Consider the following 15285-nt stretch of genomic DNA (forward strand, 5'->3'; position numbering starts at 1 on the left):
ATCTCAAGCACGCCCTTTCTTGTTCGAGCGGGAGAACATTCGCAGCAGGCTCGATCCGGCCGGTCGATCTCGGAGACCGTCGCCGAGCAGGTTGACTCCGACGACGAGCAGCACGATCACCAGTCCGGGGAGGGTGACGAGCCACCACGAGGTGGTGATGTAGTCCTGGCCGTCGGAGATGATTCGTCCCCAGGTGGCGAACGGGCGTTGCGGTCCGGCACCGAGGTAGCTCAGTGCACTCTCGAGCAGTACGGCCTGGGCGAGGAGCAGCAGGACGACCAGCGATGCCTGCTTGATGATGTTGGGGACCACGTGGCGGAGCAGGATCGCGATGCGTCCGAGTCCGAGCACTCGTGCGGCTGCGATGTACGGCTTCTCGCGTTCGACGAGGACGAGTGATCGTGTCAGACGGGCGATCTCGGGCCACTGCGCGATGGCGATCACGAAGGTGATGACCGGGATGGACGGGCCGAACAATGCCACGACGAGGAGCAACATCATCAACAGCGGCAGGGACAGCTGCGCTTCGAGGAGACGGGAGACGACGGCGTCGACCCAGCCGCCGAAGAAGCCGGCCAGCGATCCGAGGGTGAGCCCGATCAAGCCGGAGACGAGGACCGCGAGGATTCCGACGGTGAGCGAGACCTGCCCGCCGTAGAGCACTCGCGCCAGCAGGTCGCGACCGAGCTGATCGGTTCCGAAGAGGTGGCCGTCGGTCAACGGTGCGAGTCGCCGTTGGGCGAGGTCGGTCGCGTCGGGTGAGGCCAGCGGCAGGACGCGAGCGAAGGCCACCGGGAGGATGACGGCCAGCGCGCACACGCTGCCGATCCGAATCTTGACGCGGCTGTCTCGTCTCCTGCGCGTGGCACCGGCCGAGGCGAAATCCTTGGTGGTGACGGCGCTGGGACGTGCTGTGTCCGAGGGCTTGTCGACGACTGTCATCAGCTTGCTGCCTTCCCGAGGCGGACGCGGGGATCGAGGAGTGGGTAACAGAGGTCGACGGCCAACTGCACGAGGACGGCGAGCACTGCGGTCACTAGAACCGTTGCTTGGATCAACGGGTAGTCGCGGGTTTCGAGGGCGCGCACCACCAACGAGCCGACACCGGGCCAGGCGAAGACCACCTCGACCACGACGACGCCGTTGAGCATGGACGCGAAGCGCGTGCCGAGGGCGGTCACCACCGGAATCGAGGAGTTGCGCAGGGCGTAGCGCCAGGTGATCTCTCGCTCGGTGACGCCGCGGGAGCGGGCGACGGTGACGTAGGGCGAGGCGTACGCGCTGACCATCTCGCGTCGCACCATTCGGGAGATCAGTGCGATCTGCAGGATGGCGACGGTGACTGCGGGCAGGATCAAGGACGACCAACTGGTGAAACCGGCTGCGGGGAGTACCGGAACCAGTACGGCGAAGAAGGTGAGCAGCATCAAGCCGGTCCAGAAGTCCGGCATCGACTGGCCGGCGATGGTGACGACGTTCGCGCCCAGCTCGCGGCGGGTGTCGGCGCGACGGGCCATCCAGATACCCAGCGGAATGGACACCACGGTGGTCAGCAGGATGGCCGCGAAGGCCAGGGTGATCGTGTACGGAATGCGCTGCAGGACGACGTCGAGCGCGGGTGCCTGGAAGGAGTACGAGGTACCGAGGTCGAGGGTGAACAGGCCTTTCAGGTACAGCGCGTACTGGGTGAAGATCGACTGGTCGAGGCCCAGGTTGGTGCGGATCTGCGCCAGATCCTCGGTGGTGGCCAGTGGCCCCGCCATGGAGTAGGCCGGGTCGCCGGGGGCCATTCGGATCAACACGAACACCGTGGTGAGCGTCAGGAAGATGGTGAGCACGCTCTGCCCGAGTCGACGCACCACGTACCGAGCCATCGGCGCGGTGAGGAACGCGGGTAGCACGGAGTTCGTGGCGGACGTGGCCGCGGGCACGCTGGGTGGACTTGCGGTGAGCTGGGTCATCGCCCCACCTGCGCTACTGGTATTGCCTGGGTCATCGTCGACCTTTCGATAACACTGCCTCGTTGTAACTCAGCTCACAATTGCACTAATGCGCGGTTTGCGCAACCTTCAATATTTTTCTGCGCACTTCAAGCATTTCGTAGTACAGTCGCCCTGTGTCCACGATCACTTTCGTCGACGGCGGTCTTCGAGACCCGAACCGACATCCACATTTCGATGTGTCAGTCACGAGAGGTCAATGATGACCGAAAGCTTTGTCAACCAGCGTTTTTCACGGCGAACGCTGTTCCGTTCGAGTTTGATCCTCGGCGCGGGTCTGACCCTCGGCGGCGCGATGTCGGCATGCGCGACGCCCACCGGCAAGCCCGGGCCGAACACCGTCAGCCTCGCGATGAATCGATCGATGGTGAGCCTGGACAACAAGCTCCTCCAGTTCGACGCGGCTCTGACCGTGCAACGCTCCGTCCGCGAGGCGCTGACCACCATCACTCCGTCGCTGAAGGTCCAGCTCGTTCTGGCCGACAGCTTCGAACTCGTCGCGCCGACGCAGTGGCTGGTCCATCTACGTCCGGGCATCACCTACTCCGACGGCAGACCCGTCCGAGTCGAGGACGTCGACACCGCCCTGCGCATGTACAGCCAGGTCACGGGCTCGTTCGTCGGAACGTTCTTTCCCGAGTGGCCCACGGTCGGCAAGATCGACAACTCGACGTTCACTCTCGACACCGAACGGCCCATTCCGGTGCTCGACTACCTGATGTCGAACATCCTGATCACGCCCGCGGAGAACAACGTTCCCGAGGATCTCCAGGACGGCGTCGGCACCGGCCCGTTCGTGGTGACCCAGGCCGATCGCGGCACCGGCAACTACTCGCTCGCGAGAAACCCGAACTATTGGGGCACCGCGGCATCGGTCGAGTCGGTCAGCGTCCGGTTCGTGCCCGACGAGTCCAACCGTGTCGTCTCCCTGCGCAGCGGCGAGGTCGACGTCATCGATGCCATCACTCCGGACGCGGCCGATCAGCTCGCGGGTCTGGCGGGAGTCACCGTCGAGCGCACCGACGGCGTTCGGCTCAACCAGCTGTTCTACAACTTCCGTAAACCGGCAGGCCATCCCCTGGCCGATGCTCGCGTCCGAAAAGCTCTGAGCTACGCGATCAACGGCAACGCACTGATCGACCAGGTGATGCAGGGGGCGGCGACTCCGTCACGCGGCGTCGTCCCGGGCATCCTGACCGGGGCCATCGAGACAGGCGAGTACGTCTACGATCCGCAGCGAGCCAGGCAGGAGCTCGACGCTCTCGGCGTCCGTGATCTCGAAGTCAAGATCATCTGGGAGACGGGCGAATTCGCCGCCGATACCGACATCATGGAGTCGGTTCTGCAGATGCTCTCCGCCGTGGGTGTTCGTGCGACGTTGCAGCAGTTCGAGCCGGGCGGTGACATCTCGACGTGGCGTCAGGGCAAGGCGGGTGACTGGGACATCCTGGGCAACGGCTACCCCAGTCCCACCGGGCTGGCCGTGACGATCATGCAGGGCATGTACGCAGGTACCGCCGCCAAGGAAGAGACCCGAGACACCTACCACGGGTACATCTTTCCCGAGATCACCGCCCTCATCGCCAAGGCCTCGGAGGATGCCGACGACACCACTCGCAACGAGACACTCGCCCAGGCCCAGCGTCAGATCTGGGACACCTGGCCCTGCCTGTGGTCCTTCGTCCCCAAGACCGTCATCGCCCGTCGCAATCGCATCGATGGAATTGCTTTGCGTCCCACCAACTCCTACGACATGGCTGCGGTCACGCTCAACTCCTGAGCGAGAACAGAAGGTAGAACATGAGCAACACCAGCTTCCTCACCCCGGGCGATCTCCTCGCCGATGGCGCTGTGCGCGAGACCTCCGAGCCCGGACGGTCCGACGCGTTCCTTCCGGCACCTCAGGTGCAGAATCACGCCGCCAACCTGGCGATACTGCCCGACGGCGCGCTGGCGTGCGTCTGGTTCGCCGGCACGCAGGAGGGTGTTCCGGACATCAGCGTGTGGTTCTCCCGGCTCGGGGCCGGAGAGCATCAGTGGAGCACCCCCGTCCAACTGTCCGACGATCCGACGCGGTCGGAGCAGAATCCTGTTCTGTTCGTCCGTGATTCGGGTGAGGTGTGGTTGCTGTGGACCTCGCAGCACGCCGGCAACCAGGACACCGCACGGGTACTGCGTCGCATCTCCCCCGACGGCGGCCTGAGCTGGGGTGAGGCGCACGTGTTGCTTCCCGAGACCGACGCCGGCGGAATCTTCGTTCGCCAAACCGTGATTCGGCTCGAGTCGGGACGGCTACTGCTGCCGGTGTTCCACTGCGTCAAGATCGACGGGCGCAAATGGGTCGGCGATCGGGACTACAGCGGTGCCATGGTCTCGGACGACGACGGTACGACGTGGCGTGAGGTGGTGGTTCCGGACAGTGTCGGCTGCGTTCACATGAACATCGTTGTACAGAAGGATGGTTCGCTCGTCGCGCTGTATCGGAGCCGGTGGGCGGATCACATCTACCGCAGCGTCTCCACCGACGACGGCGACTCCTGGAGCGCCCCGGTTCCCACCGAACTGCCGAACAACAACTCGTCGGTTCAGGTTGTCTCCCGGGCCGACGGCACGCTTGCACTGGTCTACAACCATGCGTCTGCGCTCGATGCCACCGCACGACGCGTCTCGCTGTACGACGAGATCGACGACGACGGTTTGGCCGACGGCACCGAGGAGGCCCAGTCTCCCCTCGACGACGGTGATGCTCGCGCCGCGTTCTGGGGAGCTCCGAGAGCGCCGATGACGCTGGCCATCTCGTCCGACGGCGGGGTGACGTGGCCTGTCCGTCGAGATCTCGATGTCGGCGACGGTTACTGCCTCACCAACAATTCTCGTGACGGCTCCAACCGCGAGTTCTCGTACCCGTCCATCGTGGAGGATTCCGACGGTCGGCTTCACATCGCGTACACCTACTTTCGTCAGGCGATCAAGTACGTCCAGCTCGAATCGGACCGGGCCGGCAGCGCATGAGTTCGACGCAAGAGGCCATCGTCACCGGGGTCAGCAGCGGGATCGGGGCATCGATCGCCCGGACGCTGTCCGGCCGTGGGTGGCACGTCACCGGGCTGAGTCGGACCCGTCCCGCGCAGGGCTTCGAGGACGGCGGACCGAACCGCTGGATCGGCGTCGATCTTGCGGACACCCGGGCCGTCTCCGATCTGATCGACGACTTGCCGGATCCGCATTCGATCGTCCACGCCGCAGGCGTGCAGCGGTCGGGCCGGCTCGGGGATCTCGATCCTGCGCACAGTGAGCAGATGTGGCGGGTACACGTCGCCGCCGCCGAGGTTCTGGTCGATGGATTGGCCGCCCGTCTGCACGACGGTGGCCGGGTGGTGCTGATCGGAAGCAGAACCATGACCGGGGTGGCCGGAAAGAGTCAGTACGTCGCCACGAAATCCGCGTTGGTCGGCATGGCTCGGTCGTGGGCGATGGAGTTGGTGAGCCGCGGCATCACTGTCAACGTCGTCGCCCCCGGACCCACCGACACTCCGATGCTCCGCGATCCGGGGCGGGTCGCCACTCCGCCGATCACTCCACCTCTGGGTCACCTCATCGATCCCGACGAGATTGCCGAGACCGTCGCCTTCCTGCTGTCACCGCACGCGCGCAGCATCACCGGCCAGACCATCGTCCAGTGCGGCGGAACATCTTTATGACAATAGTGCGCGAAACACGCAATAATGCTACCGTCATATGCGCACATAGCGCAGATACGAAGGGGTGAGGCACGATGAGCAACGCGCAGCGCCCCCAGATCCTGATACTTGCCGACGATCTGTCGGGAGCAGCCGAAACTGCGGCACTGTTTCTCGATCGTGACGTCTCCCTCGGTATCGACATCGGCGACGTTCACGGCGAGAGCGACGTCCGAGTGGTCGATCTCGGCACCCGAGTCATGTCCGGTGCCGAGGCCGCCGACCGAGTCCTGACCTCGGTGCGCACTCTTCCGACTCATGTTCGGGTGATCAAGAAGATCGATTCGATGTTGCGGGGCAACATCGCTGCCGAAGTGGAGAGCCTCCTCGCCACCGGACCGGTCGTCTTCGCCGCCGGGCTTCCTGCCCTCGGCCGAACCGTCGAGCACGGAGTTCCGTACATCGACGGGGTGCCCCTGAACGAGAGCGGTCGGTGGGCGCTCGAGACGGTCGATGCCCCTGCCTCGATAGCCGACCTGTTCGGGCACGTCCCCACGAGGCCCGTCGCACTCGCAGACGGAATCGACGGGCTCGGTGCTGCAGTCGATTCCGGTGCTGTGGCAGTGTTCGACGTGCGTTCGGACGCAGACCTCGACGACATCGTCGAGCTGTCGGCGCAGGTACCGGGCATCCGCCTGGTGGGCACCTCGGCGCTCGCCGCGGCGGTGGCCAGAACACTGCAGCCACGCACTCCCGGTGCTGCGCCGATCGACCCCGTCCCCACTCTCGTCGTGGTCGGAACTGCAGAAGCCGTTGCGGTACAGCAGGTATCGGAACTGGAGCGCTCCGGCGCGACGCACGTCCGGATTCACGTCGACCACCTATTGGCCGGCACCGATCCCACTCCGGTGCGCAACGCCGTCGACGCCGGCACTGCCCTCCTGACGGTGGCCGGTCCGGTCGATCCCGCTCGGTCGAGCGAGATCTCGGCCGCGCTGGCCGATCTGGTCGCCCGAGCCATCCGCGATCGAACCGTGGGACTCGTTCTCACCGGCGGCGAAACCGCTCGCCGCGTTCTCGACGCACTGGGCGTGAACACTCTTCATCCGATCGCCGAGATCCATCACGGAGCAGTCGTGTCCCGCACGGCTGCAGGCGGATACGTCGCCACACGGCCCGGCAGCTTCGGCGGACCGGACAGTCTCGTCGCGATGACCGCGTACCTGCGCGGCGTCGACAGCACACACTCGTTCTCTCACAGTGAGGCATTGGCATGACCACAACACTTCAGCCCTACATCGCGGTAACCATGGGCGACGGCGCCGGAATCGGTCCCGAGGTGATCGTGCCCGCCATGATCGACCCTGCCACTCTCGAGCGGTGCAGGCCCGTAGTGATCGGCGACGCGTCGCGTCTACGACTGGCGGCGCAGGTGCTCGGCACCGACGTGGAGATCGTCTCCGTGCAGCGTGTCGAGGACGCCGAGTTCACACCGGGTCGGATCAACGTCATCGACCTCGATCTCCTCCCCGCGGACCTCCAGTGGGGCGAGTTGTCCGCAGCCGCGGGCGATGCGGCCTTCCATTACATCCGTGTCGCAAGCGAACTCGCGGTGCGCGGCGAGGTTCAGGCGATCTGCACCGCGCCGCTGAACAAGGAGGCGCTGCACGCTGCCGGGCACATCTTCCCGGGTCACACCGAACTGTTGGCGCACCTGACCGGCACCGAGGAGGTGTCGATGATGCTCTCGACGCCCAAGCTCAAGGTCATTCACGTCACCACCCACATCGGATTGCTCGACGCGGTGGCCAAGATCGAACCGGGGCTGGTCGAGCGCACCATTCGTCGCGGACACGAGGCGTTGGTTCGCTCCGGCACCGCCCAACCGAAAATCGGTGTCTGCGGGATCAATCCGCATGCAGGCGAGAACGGCTTGTTCGGCTACGGCGAGGAGGACCTCAAGATCGTCCCGGCCGTCGAGAAGTTGAAGGCCGAGGGCATCGACGCGGTCGGTCCCCTGCCCGCCGACACCGCCTTCTTCCTGGCCGGTCGTGGCGACTACGACCTCATCGTGGCCATGTACCACGACCAGGGGCACGGACCGGTCAAGGTGCTCGGGATCGAGGCCGGAGTCAACATCACGGTCGGCCTGCCGGTGATTCGCACGTCCGTCGATCACGGCACCGCATTCGACATTGCCGGCAAGGGCATTGCCGAGGCCGGTAGCATGATCGAAGCTCTGCGGCAGGCGGCCGAATTGGCCACCAGCCCAGCGCTACTGAGCTGACAGGGGTGGGTGTTGCGAGTATCGGAGGCCCGACGCGGTGAGATCGTGCGGCTGGCGAAGTCGGGCGGTCTGACCAGCGTCGAGGAGTTGTCGGCGTTGTTCAAGGTGACGGCCTCGACCATCCGACGCGATCTCGACCACCTCACCAAGCAAGGACTGCTGGCCCGCACCTACGGCGGCGCCATCGCTATCGGCGGCCGCCACGAGGCGTCGGTGAAACAGCGATCCCTCGAGGGGTACGACGCCAAGCGGCTCATCGCGGCCAAGGCGGCCGAGTACATCGAGCCCGGTGAGACGGTTCTGTTGGACGCCGGCACCACGGTCGGAGCAATGGCGGAGTTTCTGCGCACCGCGGTCGATCTGACCGTCATCGCCGCGGGGTTGACCGCTCTCGAAGCACTGGTCGACGCGGACGAGGTGCATGTGGAGTGCATCGGCGGAACCTTGCGGCACGTGAGTCAGGGGTTCGTCGGTCCACTGGCCGAGGCATCGCTGCGGCGAGTCTCGTTCGACCGAGCGTTCCTCGGAGCCGATGCGGTGACCGCGGATTTCGGTATCTGCGAGGCGGGTTACGAGCAGACCCAGCTCAAGGAACTGATGATGGAGCGGGCAGTGAAGACCTACATCCTGGCGCACTCGGCCAAACTCGGCCAGAAGCCCTTCCACGCCTGGGCTCCCATCCCGCCGGGCACCACACTCATCACCGATTCCGAGGCATCTCGGGCCCAGATCGACGCCTTCGAGAGCAAGGGCGTCGAGGTCGTCATCGCTTAGAACCCTTCGAGTCGAATCAATACGACTCCGTTGCTTTCTGACCGACCGAATCCCACATCGATCCGGACCTCAGGCGCGCTTGGACGAATACATTCGCTCGTCGGCGATGCGCAGTAGGTGGTCCGGGTCGGTGGTCGGTTCCCAGCTCCATCCGACACTCACCGATACCGGGATGTCGGTGCCGTCGATATCGTAGGGGCCGGCGAGGAGTCCGCGGACTCGGTCGGCGAGGCGTTCGACTCCTTCGGCCGATCTGGCGGAGTGCAGCAGGGCCACGAACTCGTCTCCGCCGATTCGGCAGGCGATGTCCTCGGCGCGGATGTTGTCGAGGATGCGACGTCCGATGGCGGCGAGCACGCGATCGCCGACGACGTGGCCGAATCGGTCGTTGATGGACTTGAATGCGTCGACGTCCACGAAAAGTACTCCGACCGGCCGATCGCTGGACAGTTCCTTGAGACTGTTCAATTCGGCCATGAGTCGTCGACGATTTCCCAAGGAGGTGAGGTCGTCGATCAGCGCCTGGCGTTCCAGAGTCGCTTCCGCGTTCTTGCGTGCGGTGATGTCCTGGATCTGCGCGATGATCATGTCACCGGCCTCGGCGTCGCGCACCACGGTCACGTTGCGCTGCACCCAGATGGTGGCTCCGTCCTTACGGATGTACCGCTTTTCCGACGCCACCTTCGTCAGCGTCCCATCGGCCAGTCCCTTCAGATGTTCGTCGGCGAGGGGAATGTCGTCGGGATGCGTGAGATCACGAAATGTCTTCTGCTGCAACTCTTCTGCGCTGTATCCCAGAAGTTCGCACAGCGCCTTGTTCACCTGGAGCCAGCGTCCGTCGCGGGTCATCACGGCTTTGCCGATCGGGGCGTTCTCCATCACGTTCTGGAACAGCCGGATCGCGCGATCTCGTTCGCGTTCGATCTCGGCGCGCGCACTGACGTCGACGACCAACTCGGTGAACCCGACCACGACGCCGTCGACGAGATCGGGGACGTAGGTGGCCTGAAAAACGCGCACAGCACCGTTGACATCGATGAGCGTGCGGTCGAACTGCTGCTGCTCGCCGGCGAGGACACCGGTGATGTACGGCAGGTTCAACTCGTACAGCGCCTCGCCGAGCAGTGTGCCGATGTGTTGACCGACCAGATCCTGCGGTTCGATTCCGAAGTAGTCGGCGTACACGCGGTTGGCGAAGACATTGCTGAGCGAGCTGTCCCAGTACCCGATCATCGACGGCAGTCGGTCGACGGCTCGACGCATCAACTCGTTGGACGTGTTGCGAGTTACGGTCATGAACCACCTCTGAATACTCGATGTGACCGACTGCGCTCAATTCTGCACGACGCTACCGAAAGACATCGCTTCACGTGCGGCCAGTCGCGTTATCGACCCTGTCTGCGCCGTTTTCGTAGACGTCACGAGTGCGCACTTGCGCACATGTGTGTACGTTGAATCCATGTTGTTCGCCAACCCCGCGTTTCGACGCCTCTTCACCGCGCAGGTCGTCGCGTTGCTGGGCACCGGACTGTTGACGGTGGCGCTGGGACTGCTCGCCTACGACATTGCCGGCAGTGCCGCGGGAGCCGTGCTCGGTACCGCTCTCGCGATCAAGATGATCGCGTACGTGTTCGTCGCTCCGATCGTGTCGTCACTGACCGGCACGCTCCCCCGCAAGCTCGTGCTGGTCAGCGCCGACGCCGTCAGGGCGCTCACCGCACTGGCATTGCCGTTCGTCGATCAGGTGTGGCAGGTCTACGTCCTGATCTTCGTTCTGCAGGCGGCGTCGGCCACCTTCACTCCCACCTTCCAAGCCGTCATTCCGTCCGTGGTGCCCGACGCACAGCAGTACACCCGCGCGTTGACGCTCTCGCGACTGGCCTACGACCTCGAATCACTGGTCAGCCCACTGATCGCCGCCGCATTGTTGACGGTCATCGGCTTCCACACGCTGTTCGTCGGCACGGCTGTGGGGTTCGTCGTCTCCGCGGTGATGGTGGTCGGTACCGACTTTCCGAGACACCTCGCACCCGAGATCCGACGATCGACCTCGGGCATCGCGACGTTCGTCAGGAATACCGAACTTCAGGGACTGATCGCGTTGAACACGGTGGTCGCTGCGGCGACTGCTCTCGTGGTGGTCAACTCCGTTCTCTACGTCCGCGATCTGTTCGGCGGATCGAGCAGCCAGCTGGCCATCGCTCTCGGCTGCTACGGCGCCGGCTCGATGGTCGCAGCACTGTGCATCCCGCGAGCCCTCGGATCTACGAACGATCACACCCTCATGCTCACCGGGGCTGCGACGGCCGTGATGGGAACTGCCGCAGCAACACTGGTGGCGACCCTGCACGGAGGGTCGACCGCCTGGGTTGCGCTGGCCGCGACGTGGGTGCTGCTGGGCGTCGGGACGTCGATGATCAACACCCCGTCGGCGAGGATTCTGCGTCGTGAATCCGACGAGAGCACCCGAACGTCCATCTTCACGGCGCAGTTCTCGTTGTCACACGCGGCATTTCTGCTCACCTATCCGATTGCGGGTTGGGTCGGGGCCCGGTTCGGACTGTTCACCGCGGCGCTGGTGCTCACGGGCTTGGCTACACTTGCGGCACTGTCCGCAGCACGCCTGTGGAGTCGCTCCCGAGTGTCGGTGGTCGCCTCCGCGTAGGGAGACGACGTTCGATGCCACCGAAGAAGGAACCGCGCATCAGTCTCGACCATGCCGTCGAACCGGACTCCGCACGCCTGGCCACGGCCAGCGACACCTTTCGGATGCTCTCGGACCCCACGCGACTGCACATCCTCTGGCTGCTCGACCGGGGCCCTGCCGACGTCAGCGCCTTGACCACGGCCACCGGAACCTCCCGCACCGCCGTCAGCCAGCATCTGGCCAAGCTTCGATTCACCGGACTCGTCGAGACCCGACGCGACGGCCGCAACGTCATCTACCGACTGGCCGACGGTCACCTCGCCCGGCTCGTGCGTGAGGGCCTCAACTTCGCCGACCACAAGGTCACCGGCGAGCCCCCGCACGAATAACCCTGCACCACAACAAGAAAGCACCCGATGAAACGCCTGGCCGTGATTGCCGCCGCCATTCTCACCGCGACGGCACTGTCGATCGCCCCGGCAGCTGCGCACGCAACTCTGCAGTCCAGCAACCCCGCCGAGAACTCCGTGCTCGACGCCGCCCCGGACGAGGTGACCCTGACGTTCAATCAGTCCGTGCAGTCGAACTTCGCCACCGTCACCGTCGTCGGAGCCGATGGAACCCAATGGGGGGCATCGGATCCCGTCGTCGACGGCAGCACGGTGACCGTCGATCTCGACGGGCTCGGTGCGGCGGGCGAGTACACCATCGGCTACCGAGTGGTCTCCGCAGACGGGCATCCGATCACCGGCAGCATTCCGTTCCAACTGACCCAGGCGTCCCCGACGTCGGCGGCAACCGCAGCCACCGCCCCTACCGAAACGACACCGACTGCCGCAGAAGAGCCCGAGGACAGCAGCGGTTTTCCGATCTGGATCGTCGCGGTGGTCGTCGTCGTGGTCGGTGCGGCGGGCGTGCTGTTCGCGCTTCGTAAACGCAGCAACTGACGTCCTCACCCGATGTGGACGTGAGAACATGCAGCATGAGTGACGGTGGCCAGCGCCCGGAGTCCGATGGCCGTAAGCGGCGTTGGGAACAGCACAACACCGATCGCCGACGCCACATCATCGACGCGGCCATGACAGTTCTGGCGCGCGATATCGCACCCGGTGAGCGGCTCACCACCGCTCAGATTTCGGCCGAGGCCGGTGTGCACCGCACCGGGCTGTACCGGCATTTCCGCGATCGAACCGACTTGGACACGGCCATTCAGCGCGCCATCTGCTCGGAGTTGACGGCCACGTTGGTCTCGTCGTTCGCGTTGACCGGCACTCCTCGCGACGCGGTGCATCGCATGGTGAGCACCTACGTACGCTGGGTGGCCGAGCATCCCGCGTGGACGCGATTCGTCGAGCAGGACGTCAGTGCCGAGTCACCCACGCCTCTCGAGGAGACCAACGCTCTGCTGGCCGAGCAGTTGGAAGTGAGCGTCGCGGCATTCCTGTCACTGGTGCACGCAGACCTGACCACCGACGACTGGTCGCTGGTGCGGCCGTGGGTTGCGGGCCTCGTCTCCGGCTGCATGGGTGCGGTGCGCAGTTGGAGCGGGCAGACCGAACATCGCACCGGTCTCGATCATTTCGCGACGTTCCTGGCCGACACCATTTGGCTGCAGGTCAAGGGACTGGGGGCATCCCGCGGGATCGCGATCCCGCAGGTGCCCCTCGAAAGCGTCCTCGACGAGAGTCAGCCGAACGACGGCTCGCTGCGGTAACGCGAGGGGCGTCCGTCGATACCGAGGGCGCGCCAGACGCGTCGGGACACGCGGTTCATCAGTCCGAGCTCGCCGGCCAGCATTCGGACGTCACCGAAGGTGTCGCGCAATGCCTTTCGTGACGGTTCGCTGTTCCACCACACGGCGTCGACAACCTCGTCGGGGATGGCGAGGTCGCGTCGCATCTGCTTGCTCGGTTTCATGATCACGTCGCACAGCAGTCGCATGATGACGGGCATGAGGATCGAGATCGACGCCTTCTCGAAGCGTCCGAGCCGCGGGGCCTTGTGCTCGAGGTACTGATGGGCGAAGCCGATGTGTCGTGCTTCCTCGGCGATGTGAATCTGCATCACTCGCTGGACCAAGGGGTGTCCGACGCTACCGGCGCGCAGGACGCCCTTCTGCATGTGGTCGATCGGCTCTTCTCCCGCCAGCACTCCGACGAAGAATCCGAACGGTGCGGATCGGCTCGCGAAAAGGGTCAGTACGGGCACGATCTTGCGGAACCATGCGGGCCCACCCGGCACGTCGATGCCGATGCGGTTCACCAGTTCCTGGAACATCTGGGTGTGGTGGCACTCTTCGGTGGCCTCGTGCGTCGAGTACCGGAATTCGGGTGAATCGTTGGGCAGCGTGAGGGCGTACTGCATGAGGCCGCTGATGAGGATCTGCTCGAACTGCAGGCCGACCTTGACCATGCTGGCCTGGCGATACATCCCGATGTGAATCTGCCGGTCCAGGGGAAGCGACTTGTACCAGTCGGTGTGACCGAGCGGGTCCGCGTCCGGGAGCACCCAGCGCGGATCGTCGGGAACGATCGCGTACTCGGGCTCGTCCCAGGGGATGTCGAGGAAGGCGTCGAAGTGCTGGTGCACCGATGCCGTCGACAGTGCGTGCAGCCTGTCTCGGTAGAGCGTTCGTGCGTCGTCGACTGCAGTCATGGTGGTCCTTCCGCCTGCGTCCGAACAATGTGTACGCAACACAGCGTCACACATAAAACTGGTTGGTGCAACGCTCCGTCGCAGATACATGAGAAATGTTCCTCGAAACGACGAAACCGGCCGACCGCAGTGCGGTCGACCGGCCTCGAGGCAGGCGCTTCGGTCGTGAACGGTAATTCGTAGTGGGCTACGAAGTTCCGCTCACGTGCGACGAAGTCGCTCCATCACCAGTACGGCAACACCATCGCGACGAAGCCCACGCCGATGACGATGCCGAGAATTCCGGTTCCGATGGCCAGCGCGGTGTCACTGCGATCGGCGCGCGGGCCGGAGAGGTCGGGGCTGCGATCGGCCCACAGAGCAGAGGCGACGGCAATCAATCCTGCTGCGATGCCGAGCCCGGCGGCCCAGAACGAGACGATCGACATCGCACCGAACATGACGGCATATTCGGTCACCTGCGCGCGGGTACGAATGCGCCGGTTCCACCACTTCGGTGGCATGTCGTCGTCCGAATCACGTGTATCGAAGTGGGGAGAGGTGACGGTCACTGCGGACTCCTTTCGAGTGAGAATGTGCCTCTATTTTGGCACTCGACGGGTGAGAGTGCCAATCCCCTGGAGGAGGCCGACGCCCCCGGTTTCGCACACGCGCGCGCACTTGTCGGACGCGTTCGGATTCGCCACCGATCCGGGCACGATATCGCGCGCATTCGGCGAACGCGCGCGCGTTCGCGGAGCGGTCAGGGCCACAGAAGTCGTTGCCCCACCGAAGCTTTCGTCGGACCCAGATCGAAGGTCGTGGCGTCGGGCATCAGGTACGGGACGAGTATCCGCATCGCATATTCGCGGTGTTCGAGCAAGACCTCGAGATAGGTGCCCGACGCCTCCTCGCCGGTGGCGTCGGAGACGATGGCGTACGACCGCAGATCATCGGCGACGGCGCGCAGATCGCGGACGAGTTGCTCGTGCATCGCCGCGTGCGACTCCCCGTCTCCCAGTGGCTGCTGCGGTGCGAGCACCCGCTGCCCGCCGGAGAGGTCGTTGACGACGGCCACCGGGTGCAGTCCCCAGTTCTCGCTGATCCGTTCGGCGGCGATGTCGATACAGACGTCGAGCAGGTCGTCGAAATCCTGTTGGCACTCGATGCTCGTCACTTCTCGCCACTTCGTCGTCATCGAGACCCCATCGTCGGCCGGCCACCCCAACCCCTTGGACGGTGCGCACGCGCACACGGTTCCCG

16 protein-coding genes are annotated in these 15285 nt (G+C 64.9%); 10 read left to right on the forward strand and 6 right to left on the reverse strand.

The window, feature by feature from the left end; translation table 11 throughout:
- Positions 1 to 3 precede the first annotated feature (3 nt).
- Together CH273_RS03075 and CH273_RS03080 are read right to left on the reverse strand one after the other, a co-directional pair.
- Entirely contained in the window at positions 4 to 942 is a 939-nt protein-coding gene (locus CH273_RS03075; protein ID WP_032396172.1) for an ABC transporter permease, read from the reverse strand.
- Entirely contained in the window at positions 942 to 1874 is a 933-nt protein-coding gene (locus CH273_RS03080; protein ID WP_032396405.1) for an ABC transporter permease, read from the reverse strand. Before CH273_RS03080 ends, CH273_RS03075 begins: the two co-directional genes overlap by 1 nt.
- Before the next feature lie 328 nt (positions 1875 to 2202).
- Here CH273_RS03080 and CH273_RS03085 point away from each other — a divergent pair, with 328 nt between their 5' ends.
- From CH273_RS03085 to CH273_RS03110, 6 genes are all read left to right on the forward strand, one after another.
- Positions 2203 to 3780, forward strand: coding sequence for an ABC transporter substrate-binding protein (locus tag CH273_RS03085; RefSeq protein ID WP_032396406.1), 1578 nt, complete (start codon positions 2203 to 2205; stop codon positions 3778 to 3780).
- 20 nt (positions 3781 to 3800) lie between these two features.
- The gene (locus CH273_RS03090) at positions 3801 to 5012 is read left to right on the forward strand and encodes a sialidase family protein (protein WP_032396173.1); all 1212 of its coding nucleotides are present in this window, start codon (positions 3801 to 3803) and stop codon (positions 5010 to 5012) included.
- Entirely contained in the window at positions 5009 to 5701 is a 693-nt protein-coding gene (locus tag CH273_RS03095; protein ID WP_032396174.1) for an SDR family NAD(P)-dependent oxidoreductase, read from the forward strand. Before CH273_RS03090 ends, CH273_RS03095 begins: the two co-directional genes overlap by 4 nt.
- Positions 5702 to 5775: 74 nt before the next feature.
- The gene (locus CH273_RS28075) at positions 5776 to 6957 is read left to right on the forward strand and encodes a four-carbon acid sugar kinase family protein (protein ID WP_052049748.1); all 1182 of its coding nucleotides are present in this window, start codon (positions 5776 to 5778) and stop codon (positions 6955 to 6957) included.
- On the forward strand, positions 6954 to 7967 hold the full coding sequence (gene pdxA, locus CH273_RS28080) for a 4-hydroxythreonine-4-phosphate dehydrogenase PdxA (RefSeq protein ID WP_032396175.1): 1014 nt from the start codon (positions 6954 to 6956) through the stop codon (positions 7965 to 7967). Before CH273_RS28075 ends, pdxA begins: the two co-directional genes overlap by 4 nt.
- 12 nt (positions 7968 to 7979) lie before the next feature.
- Positions 7980 to 8741: a DeoR/GlpR family DNA-binding transcription regulator gene (locus CH273_RS03110; RefSeq protein WP_179275409.1), complete on the forward strand. Its 762-nt coding sequence runs from the start codon at positions 7980 to 7982 to the stop codon at positions 8739 to 8741.
- A 69-nt stretch (positions 8742 to 8810) separates the two neighbouring features.
- Here CH273_RS03110 and CH273_RS03115 read toward each other — a convergent pair whose 3' ends face one another.
- Positions 8811 to 10037, reverse strand: a complete 1227-nt coding sequence (locus CH273_RS03115) for a GGDEF domain-containing protein (RefSeq protein ID WP_032396177.1) — start codon at positions 10035 to 10037, stop codon at positions 8811 to 8813.
- Between the two features lie 163 nt (positions 10038 to 10200).
- Here CH273_RS03115 and CH273_RS03120 point away from each other — a divergent pair, with 163 nt between their 5' ends.
- The 4 genes from CH273_RS03120 to CH273_RS03135 are packed head-to-tail and all read left to right on the forward strand — an operon-like array spanning position 10201 to position 13102.
- On the forward strand, positions 10201 to 11406 hold the full coding sequence (locus tag CH273_RS03120; RefSeq protein ID WP_032396408.1) for an MFS transporter: 1206 nt from the start codon (positions 10201 to 10203) through the stop codon (positions 11404 to 11406).
- A gap of 14 nt (positions 11407 to 11420) precedes the next feature.
- Positions 11421 to 11777: an ArsR/SmtB family transcription factor gene (locus CH273_RS03125; protein ID WP_032396178.1), complete on the forward strand. Its 357-nt coding sequence runs from the start codon at positions 11421 to 11423 to the stop codon at positions 11775 to 11777.
- Positions 11778 to 11804: 27 nt separating this feature from the next.
- A complete protein-coding gene (locus CH273_RS03130) occupies positions 11805 to 12335 on the forward strand; it encodes a copper resistance CopC family protein (protein ID WP_032396179.1) in 531 nt (176 codons plus the stop codon).
- 35 nt (positions 12336 to 12370) lie between these two features.
- The gene (locus CH273_RS03135; protein WP_052049750.1) at positions 12371 to 13102 is read left to right on the forward strand and encodes a TetR/AcrR family transcriptional regulator; all 732 of its coding nucleotides are present in this window, start codon (positions 12371 to 12373) and stop codon (positions 13100 to 13102) included.
- On the opposite strand, the gene CH273_RS03140 is transcribed toward CH273_RS03135, so the two are convergent.
- From CH273_RS03140 to CH273_RS03150, 3 genes are all read right to left on the reverse strand, one after another.
- Positions 13075 to 14043, reverse strand: a complete 969-nt coding sequence (locus CH273_RS03140; RefSeq protein ID WP_032396180.1) for an AurF N-oxygenase family protein — start codon at positions 14041 to 14043, stop codon at positions 13075 to 13077. The genes CH273_RS03135 and CH273_RS03140 overlap by 28 nt on opposite strands.
- A gap of 224 nt (positions 14044 to 14267) precedes the next feature.
- Positions 14268 to 14594 carry a hypothetical protein gene (locus CH273_RS03145; RefSeq protein WP_045200446.1) on the reverse strand — a complete coding sequence of 109 codons (327 nt, stop codon included), beginning with the start codon at positions 14592 to 14594 and terminating at the stop codon, positions 14268 to 14270.
- A 191-nt stretch (positions 14595 to 14785) separates the two neighbouring features.
- A complete protein-coding gene (locus tag CH273_RS03150; protein ID WP_032396181.1) occupies positions 14786 to 15220 on the reverse strand; it encodes a hypothetical protein in 435 nt (144 codons plus the stop codon).
- Positions 15221 to 15285 lie beyond the last annotated feature (65 nt).

Origin of the sequence: Rhodococcus sp. 05-339-2 (genome assembly GCF_002258965.1) — a bacterium.
Classification (GTDB): domain Bacteria; phylum Actinomycetota; class Actinomycetes; order Mycobacteriales; family Mycobacteriaceae; genus Rhodococcoides.

Excerpts from the sequence above, each read along its gene's own strand:
- CH273_RS03085 (WP_032396406.1), top strand. The coding sequence starts at position 2,203 with ATGACCGAAAGCTTTGTCAACCAGCGTTTTTCACGGCGAACGCTGTTC.
- CH273_RS03115 (WP_032396177.1), bottom strand. The coding sequence starts at position 10,037 with ATGACCGTAACTCGCAACACGTCCAACGAGTTGATGCGTCGAGCCGTC.
- CH273_RS03095 (WP_032396174.1), top strand. The coding sequence starts at position 5,009 with ATGAGTTCGACGCAAGAGGCCATCGTCACCGGGGTCAGCAGCGGGATC.
- CH273_RS03130 (WP_032396179.1), top strand. The coding sequence starts at position 11,805 with ATGAAACGCCTGGCCGTGATTGCCGCCGCCATTCTCACCGCGACGGCA.
- CH273_RS03125 (WP_032396178.1), top strand. The coding sequence starts at position 11,421 with ATGCCACCGAAGAAGGAACCGCGCATCAGTCTCGACCATGCCGTCGAA.
- CH273_RS03135 (WP_052049750.1), top strand. The coding sequence starts at position 12,371 with ATGAGTGACGGTGGCCAGCGCCCGGAGTCCGATGGCCGTAAGCGGCGT.
- CH273_RS03080 (WP_032396405.1), bottom strand. The coding sequence starts at position 1,874 with ATGGCTCGGTACGTGGTGCGTCGACTCGGGCAGAGCGTGCTCACCATC.
- CH273_RS03140 (WP_032396180.1), bottom strand. The coding sequence starts at position 14,043 with ATGACTGCAGTCGACGACGCACGAACGCTCTACCGAGACAGGCTGCAC.
- CH273_RS03075 (WP_032396172.1), bottom strand. The coding sequence starts at position 942 with ATGACAGTCGTCGACAAGCCCTCGGACACAGCACGTCCCAGCGCCGTC.
- CH273_RS28075 (WP_052049748.1), top strand. The coding sequence starts at position 5,776 with ATGAGCAACGCGCAGCGCCCCCAGATCCTGATACTTGCCGACGATCTG.
- CH273_RS03090 (WP_032396173.1), top strand. The coding sequence starts at position 3,801 with ATGAGCAACACCAGCTTCCTCACCCCGGGCGATCTCCTCGCCGATGGC.
- CH273_RS03150 (WP_032396181.1), bottom strand. The coding sequence starts at position 15,220 with ATGACGACGAAGTGGCGAGAAGTGACGAGCATCGAGTGCCAACAGGAT.
- CH273_RS03120 (WP_032396408.1), top strand. The coding sequence starts at position 10,201 with ATGTTGTTCGCCAACCCCGCGTTTCGACGCCTCTTCACCGCGCAGGTC.
- pdxA (WP_032396175.1), top strand. The coding sequence starts at position 6,954 with ATGACCACAACACTTCAGCCCTACATCGCGGTAACCATGGGCGACGGC.